We start from the raw sequence: 23,261 nt of genomic DNA on the forward strand, positions 1-23,261 counted from the left end.
ACATCGCTCGAACTGACGCGAACCTGACTCGTCGACCTGGGCCTGACCCGCGAGGGGGTCGGTTAGTTTTCCGGTCCGGTGCACGGGACTTGTCGGCTAACCCGACACCGCGCCGATCCGCGCCCCACGCCGGAGGAGACACACACATGACAGTCCCCGCGCCGCGGGCCCGTCGACGGCCGTCCACGCTGGGCCGACTGCTGCCGCTCCTGCTCATCGGGGCGTTACTGGCATCGGTGGGTCTGCTCCTCACGACCACCTGGCGGCAGACCACCGAGGACCGGGACCTGGCCGTCCGGGAACGGCTGGGCGTGCAGTACCTCAGCGCACTGGGCTCGGTCACCGACGCCCTCGTGGAGGCCCAGACCGCTGCGATCAACGGTCGCCCCGTCCCCGGGGAGGCACTGACCCAGGCGGTCGAGGAGGCCGCAGCGGTGGACGCTCGCATCGGCGTCGAACTGCTCAGCCAGGAACGCTGGGCCGGGGTACGCGCCAGGTTGGAGGCGCTGCGTGGTCGCAGCTCCGCCGATCCGGAGTCCGCCTACACGGCGTACAGCGAGGTGTCCGACCTGCTGCTGGCCCTGCACCGGAAGGTCCGGGAGAGCTCCGGGCTGTTCCGCGATCCCGCCGCCGACTCCTTCTTCCTCCAGGACAGCGCGGGCCAGGAGCTGCCCGAGGCGGTGGTGGCCGCCGGCCGGCTCGCCGATCTGGGCACCCTGGTCGCCCGCCGTCCGACCGCCGAGCAACCCCGTGGCCTGATGGAGCTGACCGGCCTGCGGGTCGCCGCCCTGGGACCCGCGACCGACCTCGTCGACAACCTGCGCTCCGCCGTGGACGGCTCGGAGAGCACCGACCTCGGTGCCAACGTGCTGACCCCGCTGGACACCTACCAACGCTCGGTGGAGGCGCTGGCCGCGTACTCCACCCCCGCCAGCGGCACGGGCACGGTGGACCCGGATCAGCTGAGCGCGGCCGGGCTCAACACGCAGCGCGCCGCCCGCCAACTTCAGCCGGTCATTCTCGGCGAGCTGGACGCCCTGCTGGTCGAGCGCATCGACGGGCTCGACCGGGACCGCTGGCTGACCGCCGGAGCGGGCGTGGTCGCCGCGCTGTTGCTGGGCTGGCTCGCCGCGCTGCAGTTCAGCGCCGGTCGGCGGGCCCGACGCCGCGCCGCCCTGGCCGCGACCCACGCCGACAGCCCCGACACCTCCGCAGCCGTCGACCTGTGGAAACCAGCGACCGGCGACCCGCTCGGGCGGCAACCGGTGGCCGGCGACGCCCGCGGCCTGCAACCGGTGGCCGGCGACTCCCGCGGCCTGCAACCGGCCGGCACAGCCCGTGATCCGGAGACCGCGCAGTGGGGGGCTTTCGATGCTGCTCGGTAGGCTCCGCATCCGCGGGAAGCTCGCGCTGCTCGTGGTGATCCCGCTGCTCAGCATGGTCGGCCTGGCGGTGCCGGTCATGCTCGACCGGGTGGCCGCGGCACAGCGGGCCGGCGACACCGCCGACCGGGTACGACTCGCCAGCCAGGTCGGCAGCCTCGTCCAGGACCTCCAACAGGAACGCATCCTCTCGGTCGGGTTCCTGCTCGGCCGGGTCGAACGCAGCGAGCTGATCCGCAAGGCCGCCGACGTGGACGACCGGGTGGCCGACCTGCGGGCCGGCGACAGCGACGCGCTGACCGACCGGGTCGACCGCGCCCTGGACGGAGTGTCCAGCCTCATCGACCTGCGGACGGCCGTGCTGGCCCGGGTCGCGAACCCCGGTCAGGTGATGGACGCGTTCGGCCCGGTCAACATGGGGTTGATCGAGTCGCTGCGGCTCGTGTTCGGTGTGGACACCGACACCTTGCCCGGTCGGCAGGTGCTCGCCCTCGACGGGCTGCTCCGCGCCGACGAGGGCCTGGGCGCGTGCGCCACCCTGAGCGTGTTGGTCAAGTCGATCGGCAGCCCGGACACCATCGCCGGGTACGTGGCGTGCATCGCCGCGCTCCAGGTGGACAATCTGCGCTTCCGCAGCCTGATCACCCCCGAGCAGCTCAAGGTGGCCCAGCTCAACGACGCGGCCGTGGCGGCACGTACCAGCGCGGACTTCCTGGTCACCAGTGCTCGGGACCCGGCCAGCGCAGTCCGCGACGTGCCGATGGAAGCGCTCTTCCCGGCCGTCCGCACGATGATCCGACTCGGCCAGTTCGTGGAGAAGAAGCTGGTCGCCGACGTACTCACCGAGGTGACCGCCGAGCAGCGGCGCGCGCTGACCGCCGCGTACCTGGTCGGTGCCGCGGCGGCGCTGATCCTGACGCTGGTGGTGCTGCTCAGCGCGGCGGTCGCGCGGACGGTGGCCCGACCGCTGACCCGCCTCACCCGCTCGGCCGACCGGGTCGCCCGGGTCGCCGAGGCGGAGCTGGTCCGGGTCACCGACGACGAGGGGGAGAGCCCTCAGCCGGTCCGGCTGGAGCCGGTGGACATCCGGGCCAACGACGAGATCGGCGACCTGGCGCGGGCCTTCGACCGGGTGCAGAGCACCGCTGCGCGGCTGGTCGAGCGGCAGGTCGCCGGCCGACGCAACGTGGCGCAGATGTTCGGCCACGTCGGGCGGCGCACCCAGAACCTGGTGGGCCGGCAGATCGCACTGATCGACCGGCTGGAGCAGCAGGAGGTCGACCCGGGCCGGCTGGAGCACCTGTACCGGCTCGACCACATCTCCAGCCGGTTGCGGCGCAACGCCGGCAGCCTGGTGGTGCTCTCCGGTTCGGCCGGTGCCGACGCGCACACGGCACCGGTACCACTGGCCGACGTGGTCCGGTTGGCGCTCGGCGAGATCGAGGATTACACCCGGGTGGAGGTGCGGGTGCCGGCGGGCATCTCGGCGGCGCCGGCGGTCGTCGGCGACCTCATCCTGACGCTGGCCGAGCTGATGGAGAACGCCACCGCCTTCTCCCCGCCACACACCCGGGTGCTGGTGGCCGCCGAGGCGTCCGGTCTCGGCGCGCGGATCACCGTCGTGGACCACGGCATCGGCATCGGCGAGCAACGACTGGCCGAGGAGAACGCCCGGTTCACCCGCCGGGAACGGCTCGACCTCGCACCGACCGAGGTGCTCGGTCTCTTCGTGGTGGGCCGGTTGGCCCGTCGCCACGGCTGGGAGGTGGGCCTGGCCGCCACCGCCGGCGGTGGGGTGACCGCACACCTGGAGATCCCACCGGCGTCGCTGGTGCTGCGCCGCCCCGAGCGGGCCGGGGCGACCGTGGCGCGGGCCGTGGTGCCGGAACGAGACCGGCGTACGGCGGAGACACTCGACCCCGACCACGGCGTGCGGTCCCTTCCGGCGGCCGTCGCCACGCCGGCCCGCTTCGACTCGGACCTGCTCAGTCGGGCCACCCGCAGTCTGGAGGCCAGCCCCTCCTGGAACGCGTTCGGCTCCGGCCAGCCGGAGCAGGCCGTCCCCACACCGCAGGCTCCGGAACCGTCGGGCTCTCCGGCCGGGCCGCGGGTCCGGCAGCGGGTGCCCGGGGCCAGTCTGCACGCTGCCGCCCCGCCGATCCGGCCGGTGGACGCGACCGGCGCGGACCCCGCCGCCGCCCGCGCGCTGGTCGAGGCGTTCCAGGCCGGTGTACGCCGGGCCGAGCTGAACACCGCCGACCTGCCGAGCACACCGGGGGGCGGCGGCCCCCTGGTGGCGGGTAGCGCCGGCCTGGCCGCTGCCACCCCGGACCGGCCCCGGCTGATCCGACGGGTGCCGGGAGCGAACCTCGCTGCCGTTCCGGCCTGCCAGCCACTCAGTACCCACCTCGGTGACCCGGCCGAGGTCCGCAATCTCATCAGCGAGTTCGAGGCGGGCGTCGCCCGTGCTCTCCGCGAAGTCAGCCCAGACCGCCGGAACGAAGAAGGATCATCACGGTGACCAGCCCCTTCCTGCACGACAACGTCGACCACCAGAGCCAGCCCGCCGCCGGCGGGGACCTCAGCCCGGAGGCCCGTACGTTCAACTGGCTGCTGGACTCCTTCACCTCCAGCACCGCCGGGGTCCTGGAAGCGATCGCGGTCTCCTCGGACGGCCTGCTGATGGCCATGTCGGCGATCAAGGACCGGTCCAATGCGGAGCGGTTGGCCGCGGTGGTCTCCGGGATGACCAGTCTCGCTGGCGGGGCGGCCAGTTGGTACGCGCTCGGCGGCCTGAACCGGGTGATCGTCGACATGGCCGACGGCTACCTCCTGATCAGCGCGATCAGCAGCGGATCCGTGCTCGGGGTCGTCGCCGACCGATCGGCCAACCTGGGCACCGTCGCGTACGAGATGACGCTCTTCGCCGGGCGGGCCGGTGGTGCCCTGACCCCGCGGCTGATCGTCGAGCTGAAGAACGCCGCGCAGCAGTGACCCCCGACGTCGCCGGTGAGGATCCGGACCCGGAACCCCAGGTTCGGATCCGCCCGTACCTGCACGCGGCACCCCCGACCGAGGACGGCACGGTGGCGACACCGGCGGTGCCGCAGTCGGAGACGGGCGGCGGTCGGCCGACCGGGCCCCGCCCATTCGTGCTCACGTCCGGGCGGGTGGCGGGTGCCGACCCGGCGATCGGGCTGGAGACGCAGGTGACCGTCCGCACGGACAGCGGCTGGTGGGCCGGCTCGCCAAATGCCCTGCTGGCACCGGAGGTCCAGGCGATCATCGCGCTCTGCGCCGAGCCGATCTCGGTGGCCGAGATCTCGGCCCGTGCCCGGTTGCACTTCGGCGTGACGCGGGTCCTGGTCGGTGACCTGCGGGCGGCCGGACACCTGGACGTGCACGTCACCGACACCGACGAAGCCTTCAACCCCGACCTCATCCTGCGAGTGATTGATGGACTCCGTGCGATCTCCTGAATGGCCGGTCGCCCCGCTCGGCGGGGTCGCCGGAAACAGCGCAGCCGCCCGTTACGGCATGCCGCCGGCCACCGGGCCGATTGTCGGGCGCGCCACCCCGCCGCCGGCGTACCAGCCTCCGTCCGGCGCGGGGGCCACGTCCCCGCCGGTCGGTAAGCCGGCGACGCCGCCGATCCCGGTCAAGATCCTGGTGGCCGGTGGGTTCGGGGTGGGGAAGACCACCACCGTGGGTGCGATTTCCGAGATCGCTCCCCTGACCACCGAGGCCGAGATGACCAGCGCCGGGATCGGCGTGGACGACCCGGGTGCCCGGTCCACCAAGACCACCACGACGGTGGCGATGGACTTCGGCTGCGTGACCATCGATCGCAGTCTGAAGCTCTACCTGTTCGGCACACCCGGGCAGGCTCGGTTCGGCTTCATGTGGGACGACCTCGCCCGCGGAGCGCTCGGCGCGCTGGTGGTGGTGGACAGCGCCCGGTTGGACGACTGCTTCCCGGCGGTCGACTTCTTCGAGCGGGCGGGGCTGCCGTTCGTGGTCGGGGTCAACGCCTTCGACGGGCGGCTGGCGTTGGAGCTCGGCGAGATCCGCTGGGCTCTGGCCATTGGTGACCACGTTCCCCTGGTGCAGTTCGACGCCCGGGACCGGCTCTCGGTGCGGGACGCCCTGTTGGTCGTCCTGGACCGCGCGCTGGAACGTGCTACCCGGGACAGGAGCGCCTGAGCCGACAGGCTCCGGCCGTGGCGGGAAGGGGTGATCCGGTGAGGGGCGACCTGGACGAGACGCTGGCCCGGCTGGCCCGGCGTGAGGAGGCGCTGCGCCGGCGGGCCGACGACCGTGACGACACCGCGGCACCGCCGGGTCCCCCCGGGCTCGGCGGTAACGACGCCCGCAACGCCGGGCCGGGCCGGTACGGCGCCCGCCACGCGGGGGTACCCGGCCCGGGCGACGTGGCCGGGTGGGGGCCGGTCGAGGAGGTGGCCGAGGCGGTCCGCCAGGTCGTCGGCGCGCACCCGGGGCTCGCGGTGACCGTGCACGTGGAGCACGCGGGGCGGACGTACCCGCTGCGGGTCTCCTGGAACGGCCCGGACGTCACGATCGGGCTCGCGCCCCCGGCACCTCCGGCTGCCCCGGTGGCCCCGGCACCTCCGGCCGGCCCGGCACCTGCGACAGCCCCGGTGGAACCTCCGCCGGCCTGGCCGCTGTCCGGTCGGACGGTGCCCGCGTGGGCGCCCGGTCCGGACGGGTTGACGCCGGACCCGGCGGCCCGGCTGGCCGAGCTGATCCGGCGGGACCCGTCACTGTTGGACGAGTTGGATCCGCGGCGCTGACCGGCGCAGTTGGCTGCCGGCGGCTACGGTCGGGCGGTGGCGCAACCCGACCTGACCCTGACGGCGAGCCTGCGGCCCGCCGCGCTGGACGCCCGACGGGGCATCGTGCGGCTGCATCCGGAGGCGCTGACCGCGCTGGGGCTGCGCCCCGGCGACCCGGTCCGGCTTGCCGGCCGCCGGGTGACGGCCGGGATCGTGGCGGCGGCCGCGCCGGGCGCGAGCAGTGCCCTGCTGTACGCCGACGACCTGACGCTGGGCAACCTGGGCGTGCGCGACGGCGGTCAGGTTCGGGTGAGCCCGGTGCCGCTGATCCCGGCGGGACGGGTCGTCCTGGCCGGCCCGGTGGGGGTGGTCGCGGCGGTCAGCCCGGAGATGCTCCGGTTGGCCCTGCTGGGCAAGGTGCTCACCGCCGGCGACGATGTGTCGTTGCTGCCGCAGGACGTGCTGCCGGACGCCTCGGTGCGCAGCCTGGTCGAGGTGGCTCGGCGCAGCCTCGCCAACACTGTTGGTTTCGCCTGGACCAGCACTCTGCTCACCGTGCTCACCGTGGAGCCGGCCGCTGGCGCGCTGGTCACCATGGACACGGTGGTCGCCTGGGAGCACGGTCAGGCCACGCACAGCGGGCCCGCCCCGGTCGACGCCGCGCCGGCGCAGCCGCCTCCGGCGGGGGACGCGGCTCCGACGGTGGACCCGCCGGACGACGCGCCCGACGTGGACGAGCTGCCCGGGCTTCGGGCCCAGGCCGAGGAGCTGACCGAACTGCTCGACCTCGGCTTCCACCACCGGGAGGTGTTGGGCCGGCTGGGCACCACCATCTCGTTGGGGGTGCTGCTCGTCGGCCCGGCCGGCTCGGGAAAGTCCGCGCTGGTCCGGGCCGTCGCGGCCCGGGTCGGTGCCCGCGTACACCCGTTGTGGGGGCCCGAGGTGGCCGCGTTGGCCAACCAGGCCGCCGCCGAGCGGTTGCGTGTCGCGGCGACGGCCGCCCGAGCCAGCGGGCCGGCGGTGCTGCTGGTCAGCGACGTCGAGGCGCTCGCACCGGCGGACGAGCCCGGCCCGCTGACCACGGTGTTCCGCCAGGTGCTCGCGGAGAGCATCCGAGCCGGCGTCGCCGTGGTCTGCACCACCGGCCGACCGGAGGCGGTCGACCCCGCGCTGCGCGCGCCGGACCTGCTGTCGCTGCGGATCAGCATCCCGCTACCCGACCAGGCGATGCGCCGCGAACAGCTCACCGTGCTGACCCGGCAGGTGCCGCTGGCCGACGACGTCCGGCTGGACGAGGTGGCGGCGCGTACCCCCGGGTTCGTCGCGGCGGACCTGGCCGCGCTGGTCCGGGAGGCCGGAGTACGCGCGGCGCTGCGGCAGAAGTCCGCCGAGACGCCGACGGTGTCGATGGCCGACTTCACCGCCGCCCTGGAGGTGGTCCGGCCCACCACGATGGCGGCTTCCACCCTGGATCTGGCCTCGGTGACGCTGGAGGACGTGGGTGGCCTGGACGAGGTCAAGCAGACGCTTACCGAGTCGGTGCTGTGGCCGCTGACCTACCCGGACACCTTCGCCCGGCTCGGGGTGCAGCCGCCGCGCGGTGTGCTGCTCTACGGGCCACCGGGATGCGGCAAGACGTACCTGGTCACCGCGCTGGCCGGGTCGGGGCGAGCCAATGTGCTGTCGGTGAAGGGCGCGGAACTGCTCTCCAAGTGGGTCGGCGAGAGCGAGCGGGCGGTCCGCGAGCTGTTCCGCAGGGCCCGGGAGGCGGCCCCCACCCTGATCTTCCTGGACGAGGTCGACGCGTTGGCGCCGGTACGCGGTCAGGCCACCGACGGGGGCACCACGGACCGGGTCGTCGCCGCTCTGCTCACCGAGCTGGACGGGGTGGAGACGCTGCGCAACGTGGTGGTGGTCGGCGCGACGAACCGGCCCGACCTGGTCGACCCGGCGCTGCTGCGGCCGGGCCGGTTGGAGCGGCTGGTCTACGTGCCGCCGCCGGACGGGCCGGCCCGCTCGGAGATCCTGCGGGCCGCGTCCCGGCAGGTGCCGCTGGCACCGGACGTCGACCTGGCCGCCCTCGGCGACGAGCTGACCGGTTTCTCCGCGGCGGACTGTGCGGCGCTGATCCGGGAGGCGGCGTTGGCCGCGATGCGTGAGTCGCTGGCCGCCGCCACGGTCACCGCTGAGCACGTGTCGACGGCGCGGGCACGGGTACGTCCGTCACTGGACCCGGCCCAGGTCTCCTGGCTGGCCGCGTACGCGGCGAAACGGGATTGATCCAGTAGCCAACCTTTCGGCGGGCCCAGGGTGTTCATATGGCGTCACATTCCCCTGTGGAGTTATCCACATGGACGTCAGGTGGTGTTCTTTGCGCAAGCTGCTATCACTTTTCATCGTTCCTCTGGTCGCGGCGGCGACCCTCGCCACGGTCGGCTCACCGGCGACGGCTCATCCGACGAAGCCGTTCCCGGCCCGGATCGCCCTGCCCGACGGCTTCACCCCGGAAGGGTTGACCATCGGCCGGGGCACCACCGTGTATGTAGGGTCCATTTTGGACGGTGCGATTTGGCGCGGTGACTTACGGACCGGGCGAGGCTCGGTGCTGGTCCCGGGCGCACCCGGCACTGACAAGGCGGGCCTCAAGCTCGACCAGCAGGGCCGACTCTGGACCGCTGACTACTCCGGTGGCGGCGCCAGCGTCTACGACGCGGGTACCGGCGCCAAGCTGGCCCACTACCAGTTCAACGACCAGCCCGGCGTCAGCTACATCAACGACCTGGTGATCACCAAGCGGGCGGTCTACTTCACCGACTCCGCACTGCAGGTGCTGTATGTGGTGCCGCTGGGCCCGGGTGGTCGCCTGCCGGCCCCCAACGCGTTCCGGGTACTGCAGCTCAGCGGTCCGGCCGCCACGCCGGACGTCTACCACAATGGGATCGTGGAGCTGCCGGACGGGGATCTGCTGGTCGCGCAGATGCTCAGCGGCACGTTGGTTCGCATCGACCCGCGTACCGGCCGCAGCCGTCTCGTCGACCTCGGTGGCTACTCGGTGGAGCGGGCCGACGGGCTGGTCCTGCGTGGTCGCACCCTCTACGTGATCCGGAACCTGAGCAACGTCATCGCGGTGGTCCGGATGAACGCCGGCTTCACCGCCGGGGTGGTGCAGCGGGAGGTCACCGGCCCGCAGCTACGTTCGCCGGCCACCGGCGACCTGCTCGGCTCGGCGTTGTACGTGGTGAACGGTCGGTTCGACGTGGAGTCGACGCCGACCACCGACTACGACATCATCCGGGTCCCGGCCTGATCCAGACGGTCGGCGGCGACCCCCGCGGTCGCCGCCGGCCGGCCCGGGGCACGACGCAAGCCTCAGAGCGCGGGCGGCGTCGAGTCCAGGCAGATCTCGGCGCGCACCTTGTCGCCCTCCTCGTGCAGCTTGGCCCCGCACTTCGTCAGCACGGCGACGGCACCCACGTTGTCCCGGGTGGTCTCGGCCACCACGGCCCGCATGCCCGCCCGGGCGGCGGCGTTCAGGAGTTCCCGCAGGGCGGCCGCGCCGATTCCCTGTCCCCGTGCCGAGCGGCCGAGCCACATGCCAGTCTCCACCGTGCCCGGCTCGTCACAGCGCGTCATCCGCACCATGCCCAGCACCTCGCCGCCGACGATGATCGCGTACATCTGCGAGCGGGTCGGGCCGTCCAGCCCGCCGAAGCTCGCCCGGTGGAACTCGCGGAACGCCTCCCGGCGGGCGAGCGACCAGCCGGCGGGAGCCTCGACCGGAGGCATGACATCGCCGGGCTCCGCCTCCGCAGCCGCTACGGAGAGCAACGGCTCAAGGTTCTGCTCGTCCACCGGCTCCAGCCGGACCGCACCCGCCACGTGCCGCAGTCTGCCGCCCTCATCGGCCGAAGTCCACCCCAATGCCGATGCACTGGCGGTCCGGCTACCGGTACCGGCCGGTCGGGCGGCCCGGGTGTTACTCCTCACGCTCTGTTGTCACCCGTTGGTGTTCACACCGCCGTCCCGAACTCGCAGAACACCACCGACGCGTCGTCGGTGGGCTTGTGCCGGCGCAGCCGGTCCGGGTGGTCGCGCTCGGCGTCCCGGACCCGGTCGATCAACGCGCCCGGCCCGTCGACGCTCAGCAGGTCCAGCAGGCCGGCCCAGTCGGTGAGCCCGAACTGCTCCACCGCGCTGGACGCACCGTCGCTGAGCAGTGCCGCCCTGCGGATCGCCGCCGGACCTCGCCGGGGCATCGAGCCGGTCACCGCGTGGAAGGCCGCGTCCGGGTCCGAAGCCGCGACCCAGTACCCGTGGGTGCGGTTCATCCGCTCCCGCTGGACGCTCACGGCGTGCCGGAACCGGGTGACCGGATCGGCGGCGCCGCCCGGCACGGTGGCCACCGTCTCCCGCAGCTCGGCCATCGCCTCGTCCAGGCGGTTGTCGGTCACCACGCTGACCTGGCCGCCGGCGTCCAGCACCAGTGGGCTGTCGCAGAGCACCAGGTAGTCCACCTGGTCGCCGCAGTCACGCAGGAGGCAGACCGTGCTGGACGGGGTGCCGGGTCGGTCCAGGTCGCACTGCCCGCCGTGGTCGGCCCGCACCGCGAGGATCGCCGCAGCCAGGTTGCTCGTCAGCCGGGCTGCCGGGCGTGCCGCCTCCGCCAGGCTGAGCCGGGCGGCCAGGTGCCGGACGTACCACTCCGGCCCGTGCACGCAGCCGGTGTCGAAGCCCTCCGGCACGGTCGCGCCGTCCAGGACGCCGACCAGCGGGCCGATCCGGAAGACCAGGTCCTCGTTGACCGGGCGCCCCGGGGCCGGCGCGGACGCGGAGCGTACCCGCATCACCGGCGCCGGCCCCGCCGCGCCGTCCAGGTCAGCGCTGCCGAAGGTCGTCGGCGGCCGCATGCGCCTCCCCCTGCACCTGACCGGCGGCCGAGCGGCCCTGGTCGCGTACCGCGGACATTCCCTGCTGGGCGCTGGACCGCACCGACTGCGCCGCCTGCTGCACGGGCTCCCGCATGTTGTCCTGCATCTGGTGGCCGACCTGGCTGGCCTGCCCCCGCAACTGATCGGAGTGCTCACTCACCATGCTCCGCGCCCGTCCGGCGAGTTGCCGCTCGCGCCCGCTCGGCGGGATCAACGAGGCGGCCAGCAGACCGACGCCGAAGGCGACCAGGCCAGCGGCCATCGGGTTGCCCTGAGCCTGCTCACGGGACTGTTGCCCGAGCGAACGGGTCTCGTCGCGTACGGAGCCGGCCGCGTACGACATCCGCTGACCGGTCTCCTGCCTGAGATGGTGCGAGTTGCCCATCATCTTCTCCTTCGCTCGGGTGAACGCGCCGCGTGCCTGCTCGACCCGATCACCGGCGATCCGACGCGGGTTGACCCGGTCGGTCAACGCGTCGACCTTGTTGCTCAGCTCGTTGCGGGTGGTCTCGATCTCCCGCCGGATCCGATCCGGATCACTGGACATGACCTGTTCCCTCCCGACTCGTTCACCGGCCCCGCAGGGCGTCCGGCATCTCCCGGGCGGTCTGTTTCGTCCGAGGCAGCACCGCACGTGCCCGCTTCAGCTGGGTCCTGGCGTTGATGAAGAGACCACCAGCCACGGCGGCCCAGAGGACTGCGACGATCAGCGCCGCCCATCCCTGGTCCATCGTGTTCGACAGCCCCCACCACAGGGCGTACGACACGAAGAGCACTGCCAGGAACCCGGCCAGCCCGGCACCGCCGAACATGCCGCCCGCCTTGCCGGCCTGGCTGACCTCCTCGCGGAGCTCGGCCTTGGCCAGCTCGACCTCCTTGCGCACCAGGGTGGACACGTCCCGGGTCACATCGCCCAGCAGTTCGCCGACCGAGGCCTGGGTCCTTTCCTTCTCGGGGGCGCTCACGGGGCCACCCCGCCGGGCAGGTCCCGGCCCCGATGACCGTCGGGCGAGACGTTCTGCGCCCGTGCCGTCCCCACGTACGGCTGCTGGGCCGCCTGCGCTGGCGCACCCTGCGCAGGCGGCGGAGCGTCGGACGTGCTGCCACTCTGACCATTGCCGGAGGCAGGTGCGGTCAGGCCACGGGTGAGCCGCCCGACCAGCAGCCCGGCCACCGCCGCGCCCGCGAGGAACGTCCCGGGGTGGCTTCGCGCGTACGCGCGTACCTCGTCGAGCACCTCGCCGGGTTCGCGCTCGTCGAGCCAGCCGGCGGCCTGTTGGGCGGCGTCGGCCACCCGGCGTACCGCTTGACCGGCCAGCCCGGAATCGCCGTCCCGCTCGGCCATTGAGCCCAGGTCGCGGCCCAGGTCGCGGAGGCCCTCGGCGGCGCGCCGCTGCTGCGTCTGCGCCTGGTCCCGAAGCTGCCCGCTGGCCTGGCCGGTCAACTGCTGAGCCTGTCGTCGCGCCTCTGCGGCCACCTGCCCGCCCTGCTCGGCCGCGGTGTGGGCGACCTGGCCCCCGGCCTGCGTGGCCTGCTGGCCGACTCGGGAGGCCTCCTGCCGGGCCTGCTGCCCGCGCTGGTTCGTTGCCGTCATGCTCCGCTCCCCTCCTGGGTGCTCGGTCGCCTGGCGACCTCGGAACGCCACCCGCCTACCCGCCTGACCAGCCGGCATGCGGTATGCCGGCCCGGCCTGGGCAGGCAGACCAGCCGGGGAGGCGTCAACGGGAGGAACCGGCCGAATCGGCACACCGGGCAAAAGGGGAGGCGGCGCGGCCGACGGTCAGCGGCGGCGATTGCGGGCGCGCGACGAACGCAGCCGGCGGAGCCGACCGATCAGCACGGGATCGGCGGCAAGCGCGGCCGGGTTGTCCAGCAGACCGTTGAGCAGTTGGTAGTACCGGGTCGAGGAGACCCCGAAGGTGTCCCGGACGGCCTGCTCCTTGGCGCCGGCGTGCCGCCACCACTGCTGCTCGAAGGCGAGGATGGCCCGTTCCCGCTCGGTCAGCCCGACCGCTGACGCGCTGGGCTCGGCATCGACACCGTCGTCGTCCGACGCGAGATCGTCGGTGCTCTCGACGGATGGTGCCGGCCGGGGCGTCGGAACGGTGGGCCCGGCACCAACCGCTGTGACGCCCGAGTGAGCGTCGGTGGACGGCTCGGGGGCGGTCGGGGTGGTGTCGGCGGGCATGGCGCTCAGCCTAACCAGGGTCGACCAGCGTCGCAGCAAGCGGCGCGGCCGGCCCTGGGCCGCCGGGAATCCCGACGGCCGGGCCGGCCGCGTCGCGTCGTTCCGATCAGGTGATGTCGCGGCGACGCATCGACCAGAGCGCCGCCCCGAGGATCACCACCAACCCGACCGAGAAGAGTACGGAGGACTGCTGCCAGGTGATGTCCAACGTCGCCGGTTCGCAGGAGCCGTAGTAGGTCGCGTTGCAGGAGTTGTAGTCCTGCAGGGTGACCGTCTTCGTCATCCAGGCGAGCGCGTACGTGGGGAGCAGCCACGCCTCGGCCCAGCGGACGCTTGCCATCGACAGCAGGATGCCGAGGCCGAACTGGCCGACCACCATCACCGCCACCACGCCGCCGAGGGCCATCGCGGTGTGCCGACCCAACGAGGCGAGGGCGAAGCCGATGGTGGTGAGCACCAGCACCAGCACCACGCCGCGCACCCCGGTCAGGACGAACGACTGCCAGACCCCGGAGGTCACCTTCTCGGTGCTGCCCCGGAACGAGGCGACCGCCCAGAACCCGGCGAACCAGACCACCGCGGCGGGCAGCGTCACCGCCAACATGCCGGTGAGCAGCGCGGCCAGCTTGGTGAGCAGTACGGTGAGCCGCTTCGGCCGCCAGAGCAGCAGGTTCATCATGCCGCCGGTGCTCCACTCGGCGCCGACGAAGGACGCGCCGACCACGAACCCGACCAGGGCGAGGATCGCCGCGAACGGGATCAGTGTCTCGTCGAACGTGTCCCGGAAGTCGAACGTCGAGGGCAGGAACCACTTCGCGTCGATCTGGTCCCGGGGCGGCGCCGTGATCATCGAGCAGTCGTCGGGGTAACGGCCGTCGGTCGATGTGCCGGCCGTCTTGGCCTGCTCGCACGCGGCGCGCTCCTGGTCGCTCCAGCGCACCTGCTCCTGGTACTGCTGGTCGGCCTGACGTTCGGCCTTGGCGAGCTGGTCGGCGCCGATCTTCTGGTTGGTGAAGAACACCCCGACCACGATCGCGACCAGCACCAGCAGGCCGAGCAGCGTCATGTAGCGGGTGAAGCGCCGCTTTGTGAGCCGGCGCAGCTCCGTACGAAAGAGGCTCACGCGCCCCACCCTCCCCCGGCGGTACCGGACTGACCCGTCCCACCGACCTTCATGGACTCGTCGACCTGCCGGTGCTGACCGGGGACCGGTGCGGTGGCGGTCAGTTCGAGGAAGACGCTCTCCAGATCGACGGCGATCGGAGCCAACTCGCTGACGTAGAGGTTGTGCTCGGCGAGCAGGCGCGTCACCGAGGCCGGTTTGTCGACGCCGGCCAGCATCAGGTGGTCCGGGTGGCCGGTGACCCGGATCCCCGCCTGGGTGAGCGCCTCGGTGGCCGCCGGCAGATCGCTGACCGCCTCCAGTCGGACGCGTACCGCGCCGGACGAGTGCTGCGCGAGCACCTCGTCGACCGGGCCGAAGGCGACCCGCCGGCCCAGCGAGATGATGGTGACCGAGTCGCAGATCAGCTGGATCTCGCCGAGGATGTGGCTGGACAGCACCACGGTCATCCCGGATTCGGCGAGGTTGCGCATCAGTGTGCGCATCTCCCGGATGCCGCCCGGGTCGAGGCCGTTGGCCGGCTCGTCGAGGATGAGCAGCTTCGGGTTCTTCAGCAGGGCTGAGGCGACGGCGAGCCGCTGCTTCATGCCCAACGAGTACGTCTTGACCCGCTCGCCGGAGCGGTCGCGCAGCCCGACGAGCTCAAGCACCTCGTCGACCCGGGTGGCCGGCACCTCGCCCGCCCCGGCCAACAGGGACAGGGTGTCCCGTGCCGTGAAGTGCGGGAAGAACTGCGGGCTCTCCACGATCGCGCCGACCTGGCCGGCGACCTGAGGCAGCGCGTCGGGGACCTCGTGCCCGAGCAGCGCCATCCGGCCGCCGTCGGGTCGGATCAGGCCGAGCAGGGTACGCAGCGTGGTGGTCTTGCCGGACCCGTTGGGGCCTAGGAAGCCGTGCACCTGCCCTGCGTCGACCCGCATGTCGAAGCCGTCCAGCGCGTTGCGGGTGCCGCGTCGACGACTCTTGTACGTCTTACGTAGACCTTCGATCTCCAGGACAGCTGGCAAGCTGCACCTCCCCCGATGGGTGGGCGTGACAGCCGACACCATACGCGGTATGCAGACCCGCGCAATACGCGGTATGCACAGACGCGCCGAACGGGTTATTTCATCGACGGAACGTAACGGCTCAGGCGCAGATGACCTGCACACCGGCAGCGCGGAACGCGTCCACCACCTCCGGGGCGGCACCCGAGTCGGTCACCAGCGTCTCCACCCGCTCGACCGGGCAGATCCGGGCGAAGGCGTGACCCCCCAGCTTGGACGAATCCGCGATGATCACTACGCGCTTGGCCCGGGCCACCATCAGGTTGTTCATCGCGGCCTCCCCCTCGTGGTGGGCGGCGGCACCGAGCTGCGGGTCGATCGCGTCCACGCCGAGCAGCGCGACGTCCAGGGTCACCTCACGCAGCAGCGCCCCGCCCAGCGGTCCGACGAGTTCGAACGACTTCGGGCGGACCACCCCGCCGGCCACCACGACCTTCATCCGCGACCGGACCAGCAGCTCGTTGGCGATGTTCAGCGCGTTGGTCACCACGGTGAGCTGCGCACCCTCGGCACTGGTGTTCAGATCCGGTCGGACGGCGAGCGCCCTCGCCACCTCGGTGCTGGTGGTGCCGCCATTGAGGCCGACCACGGTGCCCGGCGTGACGAGCGCCGCCGCGGCCGCGCCGATCCGCTGCTTCTCCGCCGAGTGCTTGGCCGTCTTGTAACGCAGTGGCAGGTCGTACGAGACGCCGTTCGCGACCGCGCCACCCCGGGTCCTCGTGATCATCTGCTGCTGGGCGAGCTGGTCGAAGTCGCGCCGAATGGTGGCCTGGGAGACGTCCAGCCGCTCGGCTGCCGTCTCGACGCTGACCCGGCCGTTGTCGGTCAGCATCTCGAGCAGGGCATTCCATCTGGCGTACCGGTCCACCGCGGGGGCCCTCCCAGTGACTGCACGGACGGTGATTGATTGCGTGCACACTAGTGCGCGAAACTAGGCTGGCGCAAAAGACTCACCTGCGCGATCGGCTGGTCGGTTGCCACGGCCACCCGCATTCGCGCAGAATAACGCGCGAAATGCGGGTCTAACGAGCCGTATTGCGCACCGGTCGCCCCTGCGAGGAGTTTCCCATGGCGTACGTGGACGCGGAGATCGCGAGCCAACCCGACTGCTGGCGGGAGGCGGCCGAGCTGGCCGGCGTCGTACAGGGTGACCTGCCGCGCCCCGGTGAGCGGGTCGCCGTCGTCGGTTGCGGCACGTCGTGGTTCATGGCGATGGCGTACGCGGCCCGCCGCGAGCAGGCCGGCCAGGGCGAGACCGACGCGTTCCAGGCGTCCGAGTTCCCCGCCGGCCGCCGCTACGACCGGTTGATCGCGATCACCCGTTCCGGCACCACCACCGAGGTGCTGGAGCTGCTCGCCGCGCTGCGTGGGCGGACACCCACCACCGTCATCGTCGGCGACCCGGGGTCCCCGGTGGTCGATCTGGCTTCCGCCACGGTGGCCATGCCCTTCGCCGACGAGCGGTCGGTGGTGCAGACCCGCTTCGCGACCACCGCACTGGCCCTGCTCCGCGCCCACCTCGGCGACCCGGTGACCGCGCTCGCCGCCGACGCCGAAGTCGCGGTGCGATCCCCGTTGCCGATCGACCCGGCCACCATCGGGCAGGTCACCTTCCTCGGTCGGGGGTGGACGGTCGGGCTGGCCCAGGAGGCGGCGTTGAAGTGCCGCGAGGCGGCCACCTTCTGGGCCGAGGCCTACCCGGCGATGGACTACCGGCACGGGCCCATCTCGGTCGCCGCGCCCGGCCGACTGGTCTGGGCGTTCGGGGAGCTGCCCGAAGGACTGCCCGAGGACGTGGCCGCCACCGGTGCGGCCTTCGTGCACAGCCGCACGCACGGTTGGCGCACGGTGTTGGGCAGCTGGTCCGCCGGTCGTACCCCGGTCGACCCGATGGCCGACCTGATCCTGGCTCAGCGCTTCGCGGTCGCGCTGGCCACCAGCCGGGGTCTCGACCCGGACGCGCCCCGACACCTGTCCCGGTCCGTGGTGTTGGCGTGAGCGACGACGTGGTCGTCGCGCTGGACGTCGGCGGCACCGGCATGAAATGCGCCCTGGTCCGGCCGAACGGCGTCGCGGTACGCACCGAGCGGCACCCCACCGACGCCACGCGCGGCCCGTCCGCGGTGGTCGGCACGATCCTGGACGTGGCCGGCGGGCTGGCCGCCAAGGCCCGCGCCGACGGGCTCACCCCGATCGCGCTCGGCATCGCCGTGCCCGGGGTGGTGGACGAGGCGCGCGGAGTCGCGGTCTGGTCGGCGAACGTGGGCTTTCGGGACGTACCCCTGCGGGACCTGGCGGTGACGCGGCTCGGCCTGCCGACGGCGATCGGCCACGACGTGCGCGTGGGTGGTCTCGCCGAGGCCCGTCTCGGTGCCGGCCGCGGCGCCGGGCACGTGTTGTTCGTGGCGATCGGCACCGGCATCGCCGCCGCGCACGTCGTCGACGGCACGGCCGCCGTGGGCGCCCACGGTGCCGCCGGGGAGATCGGCCACATCCTGGTCCGACCCGACGGACCGCGCTGCGGGTGCGGTCGACCCGGCTGCCTGGAGGCGATCGCCTCGGCCGCCGCGATCGGCCGCCGCTACGCCGAGTTGGCCGGCGAGACAGCCGACGCCCCGGTGACAGCGGCCGAGGTGGCCGAGCGGGCCGCGGCCGGCGAAGCGCTCGCCAACCAGGTCTGGCAGGAGGCGGTCGAGGCCCTCGCCGACGGCCTGGCCACCGGGCAGGCGCTGTTCGACGTGGCGACGATCGTGCTCGGTGGCGGCCTGGCCCAGGCCGGGGACCGGCTGCTGATCCCTCTGCGGGCAGCACTGCACGAACGGATGACCTTCCACCGGGAGCCGCAACTGGTCGCGGCGGCCCTCGGCGACGAGGCCGGCTGCCTCGGCGCCGCCCTGCTCGCCCTGGACGCGGTACGCGTCCGTGAACTTGACGCGGTACGCGTCCGTGAACTTCAGGAGAAGCCATGACCGTGCGGGTGAACGGCCGAGTGGTGACCCCGACCGGTGTCGTCCGACAGGGCTGCGTCGAGTGGGACGGGGACCGGATCACCGCGGTCGCCGAGTACCCGTCGGTCCGCGACGGGCACTGGATCCTGCCCGGCTTCGTCGACATGCACACGCACGGTGGTGGTGGGCACACCTTCACCACCGGGGACGCCGACGAGGCCCGGGCGGCGGCCGACTTCCACCTTGCGCACGGCACGACCACCCTGCTGGCCAGCCTGGTCAGCTCGCCCTTCCCGCTGATGCGCGCGGCCACCGAGGCGTTCGCCCCGCTGGTCGACGAGGGTGTGCTGGCGGGGGTCCACTTCGAAGGGCCCTATCTCTCCGCTGCCCGTTGTGGCGCGCAGAACCCGGAGTACCTGCGCGACCCGTCGACCGACGAACTGTCCGAGCTGATCGAGCTGGGTCGGGGCGCGATCCGGATGGTCACCCTCGCTCCGGAGCGCGACGGCGCGCTGGAGGCCATCAAGCTGCTCACCGCACAGCGGGTGGTGGCGGCGGTGGGGCACACCGACGCGACGTACGAGCAGACCCGCGCCGCGGTCGCCGCCGGCGCCAGTGTCGGCACCCACCTGTTCAACGGCATGCGGCCGGTGCACCACCGCGAGCCGGGCCCGGTGGTGGCTCTGCTCGACGCGCCCACCGTGATCTGCGAGCTGGTCGCGGACGGGGTGCACCTGCACGACGGCATGCTGACCTTCGTCGCCGCGACCGTGGGCCCGGACCGCGCGGCGCTGATCACCGACGCGATGGCCGCCGCGGGCATGGCCGATGGAGAGTACGAGTTGGGCGGCCAGGCCGTCACCGTGACCGACGGGGTGGCCCGGCTCGCCCGCGACGGCGCGATTGCCGGCAGCACGCTGACCATGGACGCCGCGCTGCGGCACGCCGTGAACGCCGGGATCCCGATCGCCGACGCGGCACGGATGGTGGCCACCACCCCGGCGCGCGCCATCGGCCTGGGCAACCGGGTGGGCTCCCTTCAGGTGGGCCTCCGCGCCGACCTGGTGGTGCTGGACGACGACCTGAACGTGGTCCGGGTCCTCCGCAACGGCTCCTGGGTGGAGTGACGCCGAGCCCTTCGTAGGCGCTTGCCGACGTCGGGGCGTGACCGCGCTCGACGGCGGTCTGCCACTGCCGGCCGTGCCTGGCCGATGCCGGCCGCGCCTCGCCGCCGCTGGCGCTCGCTTTGACGCTTGCGCCGTGACTGTTGCGCGGCCTGTAGAGCTGCCCCAGACGTGGGGCAGACGGAGCCACGGGACACGCAGACCTGCGCACACACAGACCTGCGCACACGCAGACCTGCGCACACAGACCTGATGCCAGCGGCATGGCATCGCAGACCGCCCCACATCTGGGGCAGCTCTACAGGGCGCCAACCACACACTGGCAACCCCAGCCTTGCCTGGTGACCCAGCCTCCCTCGACGAGCGCAGGTCGGGCCGTTCCCGAGGCGGAGGGTCAGCTCAGGGTGGGGACTTCCACGCCGAGGACGGCCTGCTCGTCGGGGCGGTGCACCAGCACGTCGGCCAGGTACGACTGGACCGCGTGGCGCATCCCGACGTCCCGGCCGGCCTGCTCGGAGAGCAGCCACTTGTGCTCGATGATCTGCGCGAACAGCTCCTGCGGCTCCAGCTTCTGACGAAGGTGCGCGGGAACGGCCCGGACCACCGGCTCGAAGACCTCGGTCAGCCAGCGGTGTGCGGCCTGCTGCTCGTCGACCAGGTCGCTCTCCGCCCGGTAGGCGTCCAGGTCGTTGAGCAACTTGCGGGCCTGGTTCTCCTCAGCGTCCAGACCGGTCAGCCGCAGCAGCCGCCGGGTGTGGTAGCCGGCGTCGACGACCTTCGGCCGGACCAGGAAACGCCCGTCGTCGATGGACGACATGGCCACCTCGGCCACGTCGAAGCCCAACTCGTTGAGGCGGCGGATCCGGCCCTCGATGTCGTGCCGGGCCTCCCGCTCGACGGCCTGCTCGTAGGTGATCTCGTGCCACAGCCGCTCGTAGCGCTGCACGACCTCCTCGCAGACCACCTCCGGGTCGATGGACTCGTGCAGCAGGCCGGCGGCCTGCAGGTCCAGCGCCTCGCCGAAGATGTTCACCCGGGCGATCTCCAGGTCCTCACCGCGCTGCCCGTTGGAGAGCGAGTTGTGCAGCGCGCCCGTCTCCGCATCGACCAGGTAGGCGGCGAAGGCACCCGCGTCCCTGCGGAACAGGGTGTTCGACAGCGAGCAGTCGCCCCAGAAGAAGCCGGTCAGGTGCATCCGCACGATCAGAGCGGCGAGCGCGTCGAGCAGCCGGCTCATCGTCTCCGGTCGCAGGGTGTGCGAGAAGAGCGCCCGGTACGGCAGCGAGAACTGCAGGTGCCGCGTGATCAGCACCGATTCCAGGGGCTCCCCGTCCTCGGTCTGCCGGTCGGCGACGACCGCCACCGCCTCGACCGAGGGAAAGTCGATCCGCTCCAGCGCCCGGAGCAGGTCGTACTCCCGCTCGGCGATCCGCTCGCGGGTCTCCTTGAACGCGTACACGTAGTCACCGAGCCGGACGAACCGGACGATGTGTCGGGAGATGCCCTGCGGCAACGCCACCAGATGTTGGGCAGGCCACTCCTCCAGCGGTGTCGACCAGGGCAGGTCGAGCAGCGCCGGGTCCACGAGGGCAGACGTGATCCGCACGGGCACAAGCATGACTGGTCGCACCCCGCATCCGCCTCACATCGTGGCTGGGCACACAGCGCCGAACGACCCGGCCTCGCGCCGGGCCGGTAGCGTGGTCGCGTGCTCAAACCCACGGCGGTACGACGTGACCTGCGGCTACGGCCTGTCCGCCCGGCCGGCTGGTGGTTCGACGCGCTGCTACTGGTCGGTCTGGTCGGATTGACCGTGGCTCTCGCCGCGGACCAGCTCTTCGGGCTGGACCGGGCCGTCGCCGACTGGGCCGACGGGCACCGACCGACGGTCGCCTACTGGGTGGCCCGGGTGCTGAACCTGCTCGGCCAGGGCACCCCGTTGACCTTGATCGCCGCCGGGCTGGGCGTGCTGCTGGCGTTCCGCCTGCGGTCGGTGCGGCCCATCCTGCCGCCGGTGGTCGCGTTCGTGCTGACCTTCTTGACGATCGGCCCGCTGAAGGTGTGGACCGCGCGGGCGGCACCGAGCGCCAGCGTCAAGGAGCCGTTCCTGTCGCCCGAGCAGACCCTGCCGCTGTTCCACGACGACCTGCCGGTCCGGTTCGCCCAGTCCTACCCGTCGGGGCACGTCGCCAACGCGATCGTCTGGTACGGGGTCATCGCACTCCTCCTCGCCCCGCTCGCCCGCAGCTTCAACCGGCAACTGCCAGCCCGGCTGGTCACCGTGGTCCGCATCGTGCCGCCGCTGGTCGTCCTCACCACCACCACCTACCTGAGCTGGCACTGGTTGACCGACTCGGTGGCCGGGCTGCTGCTGGGGCTGATCCTGGACCGGCTGCTGCACCGGGTGCCGTGGGACGGCCTGCCGCTCCCCGGCCGACTACGCGCATGGGACCGGCCGTTCACCTCGTACCCCTAGGGTTTCGGCCCGTGGATCGACTGGCGCGGCGGCTCGGCGTACCCGATGCGGTTGTCATCGGGTTGGGCTCGATGCTCGGCGCGGGCGTCTTCGTGGTCTTCGGCCCGGCCGCGGCAGCGGCCGGCGGCGCCGGGCTGCTGCCCGCCCTTGTGCTCGCCGGCTTCGTCGCCTTCTGCAACGCGACAAGCTCGGCGCGGCTGGCGGCCCGCTACCCCGAGTCCGGCGGTACCTACGTGTACGGACGAGAGCGCCTCGGGCCGTTCGCCGGTTTCCTGGCCGGCTGGGGCTTCGTGGTCGGCAAGACCGCGAGCTGCGCGGCGATGGCGTTGACCATCGGGGCGTACCTGTGGCCGGCTCAGGCCCGGTTGGTCGCGGTCGGCGCGGTGCTCGCGGTGACGGCGGTGAACCTGCGCGGCATCGGCAAGACGGCCACCGTGACCAGAGCGCTGGTCGCGCTGGTGCTCGCGGTGCTGGCCCTGGTCGTGGTCGTCGGCGTGGCGAGCGGGCCGGTGCACCTGGATCGGCTGACCGACCAGGGCGGCTCCGCCCGGGGCGTGCTCACCGCCGCCGGGCTGCTCTTCTTCGCTTTCGCCGGGTACGCCCGGATCGCCACGCTCGGTGAGGAGGTGCGCGACCCGCAACGGACCATTCCTCGCGCGGTGCCGCTGGCGCTCGGGGTGGTGCTGTTGATCTACCTGGTGCTGGCCGTAGTCACGCTCGGCGTGCTCGGCGCCGACCGGCTGGCCGGATCCGCCGCGCCCCTGGTCGACGTGGTGACCGACGCCGGGCTACCCGGCCTGGCCTGGGTGGTCCGCGCCGGCGCCACGATCGCGGTGATCGGGGTGCTGCTCTCCCTGGTCGCTGGCGTCGGCCGGACCACCCTCGCCATGGCCCGCCGCCGCGACCTGCCCGGCGTGCTGGCCGCCGTGCACCCGGTCCACCAGGTGCCGCACCGCGCCGAGTTGGCGGTGGCCGCCGTGGTGATCCTGGTCGTGCTGCTCGGCGACCTACGGGGCGCGATCGGCTTCTCCAGCTGCACGGTGCTCGTCTACTACGCGATCACCAACGCGGCCGCACTGACCCTGGACCGGGACCCGGACCGGCGGTTGCCGGCCCGGGTACTCGCCGGCCTCGGGCTGGTTGGCTGCCTGCTGCTCGCGGTCAACCTGCCGCTGAGCAGCGTCCTCGCCGGAACTGGCGTGCTCGCCATCGGCGCCGCCTGGCACGGTCTGCGGCCCGCGCGCCGGTGACCC

The 23,261-nt window shown here is 72.7% G+C and carries 23 protein-coding genes; 13 read left to right on the forward strand and 10 right to left on the reverse strand.

Annotation, left to right across the window (positions count from 1 at the left end; translation table 11 throughout):
* The first annotated feature begins 146 nt into the window (after positions 1-146).
* From HNR20_RS12155 to HNR20_RS12190, 8 genes are all read left to right on the forward strand, one after another.
* The gene (locus tag HNR20_RS12155; protein ID WP_184179137.1) at positions 147-1,385 is read left to right on the forward strand and encodes a hypothetical protein; all 1,239 of its coding nucleotides are present in this window, start codon (positions 147-149) and stop codon (positions 1,383-1,385) included.
* On the forward strand, positions 1,372-3,903 hold the full coding sequence (locus tag HNR20_RS12160) for a sensor histidine kinase (protein WP_184179139.1): 2,532 nt from the start codon (positions 1,372-1,374) through the stop codon (positions 3,901-3,903). Before HNR20_RS12155 ends, HNR20_RS12160 begins: the two co-directional genes overlap by 14 nt.
* Complete coding sequence (locus HNR20_RS12165; protein WP_184179141.1) at positions 3,900-4,376, forward strand: roadblock/LC7 domain-containing protein; 477 nt, start codon at positions 3,900-3,902, stop codon at positions 4,374-4,376. The genes HNR20_RS12160 and HNR20_RS12165 overlap by 4 nt, the downstream gene beginning before the upstream one ends.
* A complete protein-coding gene (locus HNR20_RS12170; RefSeq protein WP_184179143.1) occupies positions 4,373-4,861 on the forward strand; it encodes a DUF742 domain-containing protein in 489 nt (162 codons plus the stop codon). The genes HNR20_RS12165 and HNR20_RS12170 overlap by 4 nt, the downstream gene beginning before the upstream one ends.
* Entirely contained in the window at positions 4,839-5,585 is a 747-nt protein-coding gene (locus tag HNR20_RS12175) for a GTP-binding protein (RefSeq protein ID WP_184179145.1), read from the forward strand. The genes HNR20_RS12170 and HNR20_RS12175 overlap by 23 nt, the downstream gene beginning before the upstream one ends.
* A gap of 38 nt (positions 5,586-5,623) precedes the next feature.
* Entirely contained in the window at positions 5,624-6,193 is a 570-nt protein-coding gene (locus HNR20_RS12180) for a hypothetical protein (protein ID WP_184179147.1), read from the forward strand.
* A 36-nt stretch (positions 6,194-6,229) separates the two neighbouring features.
* Complete coding sequence (locus HNR20_RS12185; protein WP_184179149.1) at positions 6,230-8,455, forward strand: AAA family ATPase; 2,226 nt, start codon at positions 6,230-6,232, stop codon at positions 8,453-8,455.
* Positions 8,456-8,546: 91 nt separating this feature from the next.
* Positions 8,547-9,482, forward strand: a complete 936-nt coding sequence (locus HNR20_RS12190) for an SMP-30/gluconolactonase/LRE family protein (RefSeq protein WP_184179151.1) — start codon at positions 8,547-8,549, stop codon at positions 9,480-9,482.
* A 62-nt stretch (positions 9,483-9,544) separates the two neighbouring features.
* On the opposite strand, the gene HNR20_RS12195 is transcribed toward HNR20_RS12190, so the two are convergent.
* From HNR20_RS12195 to HNR20_RS12235, 9 genes are all read right to left on the reverse strand, one after another.
* Positions 9,545-10,054 carry a GNAT family N-acetyltransferase gene (locus tag HNR20_RS12195; RefSeq protein ID WP_184179153.1) on the reverse strand — a complete coding sequence of 170 codons (510 nt, stop codon included), beginning with the start codon at positions 10,052-10,054 and terminating at the stop codon, positions 9,545-9,547.
* A 131-nt stretch (positions 10,055-10,185) separates the two neighbouring features.
* Entirely contained in the window at positions 10,186-11,082 is an 897-nt protein-coding gene (locus HNR20_RS12200) for a hypothetical protein (protein ID WP_184179155.1), read from the reverse strand.
* Positions 11,051-11,650: a DUF3618 domain-containing protein gene (locus tag HNR20_RS12205; protein ID WP_184179157.1), complete on the reverse strand. Its 600-nt coding sequence runs from the start codon at positions 11,648-11,650 to the stop codon at positions 11,051-11,053. The genes HNR20_RS12200 and HNR20_RS12205 overlap by 32 nt, the downstream gene beginning before the upstream one ends.
* A 22-nt stretch (positions 11,651-11,672) precedes the next feature.
* Positions 11,673-12,068: a phage holin family protein gene (locus HNR20_RS12210; protein WP_184179159.1), complete on the reverse strand. Its 396-nt coding sequence runs from the start codon at positions 12,066-12,068 to the stop codon at positions 11,673-11,675.
* Positions 12,065-12,697 (reverse strand): hypothetical protein, encoded by a 633-nt coding sequence (locus tag HNR20_RS12215; protein WP_184179161.1) that lies wholly within the window; start codon positions 12,695-12,697, stop codon positions 12,065-12,067. Before HNR20_RS12215 ends, HNR20_RS12210 begins: the two co-directional genes overlap by 4 nt.
* A 186-nt stretch (positions 12,698-12,883) precedes the next feature.
* Entirely contained in the window at positions 12,884-13,291 is a 408-nt protein-coding gene (locus tag HNR20_RS12220) for a DUF3263 domain-containing protein (RefSeq protein WP_184179163.1), read from the reverse strand.
* A gap of 106 nt (positions 13,292-13,397) precedes the next feature.
* Positions 13,398-14,414: an ABC transporter permease subunit gene (locus HNR20_RS12225; protein ID WP_184179165.1), complete on the reverse strand. Its 1,017-nt coding sequence runs from the start codon at positions 14,412-14,414 to the stop codon at positions 13,398-13,400.
* A complete protein-coding gene (locus HNR20_RS12230; protein ID WP_260321821.1) occupies positions 14,411-15,421 on the reverse strand; it encodes an ABC transporter ATP-binding protein in 1,011 nt (336 codons plus the stop codon). The genes HNR20_RS12225 and HNR20_RS12230 overlap by 4 nt, the downstream gene beginning before the upstream one ends.
* 121 nt (positions 15,422-15,542) lie before the next feature.
* On the reverse strand, positions 15,543-16,328 hold the full coding sequence (locus HNR20_RS12235) for a DeoR/GlpR family DNA-binding transcription regulator (RefSeq protein WP_184179167.1): 786 nt from the start codon (positions 16,326-16,328) through the stop codon (positions 15,543-15,545).
* Between the two features lie 200 nt (positions 16,329-16,528).
* On the opposite strand from HNR20_RS12235, the gene HNR20_RS12240 reads away from it, so the two are divergent.
* Genes HNR20_RS12240 through nagA form a run of 3 tightly spaced genes read left to right on the forward strand, consistent with a single transcriptional unit; the run spans position 16,529 to position 19,535 of the window.
* The gene (locus HNR20_RS12240; protein ID WP_184179169.1) at positions 16,529-17,458 is read left to right on the forward strand and encodes an SIS domain-containing protein; all 930 of its coding nucleotides are present in this window, start codon (positions 16,529-16,531) and stop codon (positions 17,456-17,458) included.
* Positions 17,455-18,429, forward strand: a complete 975-nt coding sequence (locus HNR20_RS12245; RefSeq protein ID WP_184179171.1) for an ROK family protein — start codon at positions 17,455-17,457, stop codon at positions 18,427-18,429. Before HNR20_RS12240 ends, HNR20_RS12245 begins: the two co-directional genes overlap by 4 nt.
* Positions 18,426-19,535 carry an N-acetylglucosamine-6-phosphate deacetylase gene (gene nagA, locus HNR20_RS12250; protein WP_184179173.1) on the forward strand — a complete coding sequence of 370 codons (1,110 nt, stop codon included), beginning with the start codon at positions 18,426-18,428 and terminating at the stop codon, positions 19,533-19,535. Before HNR20_RS12245 ends, nagA begins: the two co-directional genes overlap by 4 nt.
* Positions 19,536-19,926: 391 nt before the next feature.
* On the opposite strand, the gene HNR20_RS12255 is transcribed toward nagA, so the two are convergent.
* On the reverse strand, positions 19,927-21,138 hold the full coding sequence (locus HNR20_RS12255) for a DUF4032 domain-containing protein (protein ID WP_373291017.1): 1,212 nt from the start codon (positions 21,136-21,138) through the stop codon (positions 19,927-19,929).
* Positions 21,139-21,270: 132 nt separating this feature from the next.
* Between HNR20_RS12255 and HNR20_RS12260 the strand changes: the two genes are divergently transcribed.
* Both HNR20_RS12260 and HNR20_RS12265 read left to right on the forward strand, forming a co-directional pair.
* Entirely contained in the window at positions 21,271-22,008 is a 738-nt protein-coding gene (locus tag HNR20_RS12260; protein WP_184188359.1) for a phosphatase PAP2 family protein, read from the forward strand.
* Between the two features lie 11 nt (positions 22,009-22,019).
* Positions 22,020-23,258, forward strand: a complete 1,239-nt coding sequence (locus HNR20_RS12265; RefSeq protein WP_184179177.1) for an APC family permease — start codon at positions 22,020-22,022, stop codon at positions 23,256-23,258.
* The last annotated feature ends 3 nt before the right edge of the window (positions 23,259-23,261 follow it).

It is taken from the genome of Micromonospora parathelypteridis (genome assembly GCF_014201145.1).
Taxonomy (GTDB): domain Bacteria; phylum Actinomycetota; class Actinomycetes; order Mycobacteriales; family Micromonosporaceae; genus Micromonospora; species Micromonospora parathelypteridis.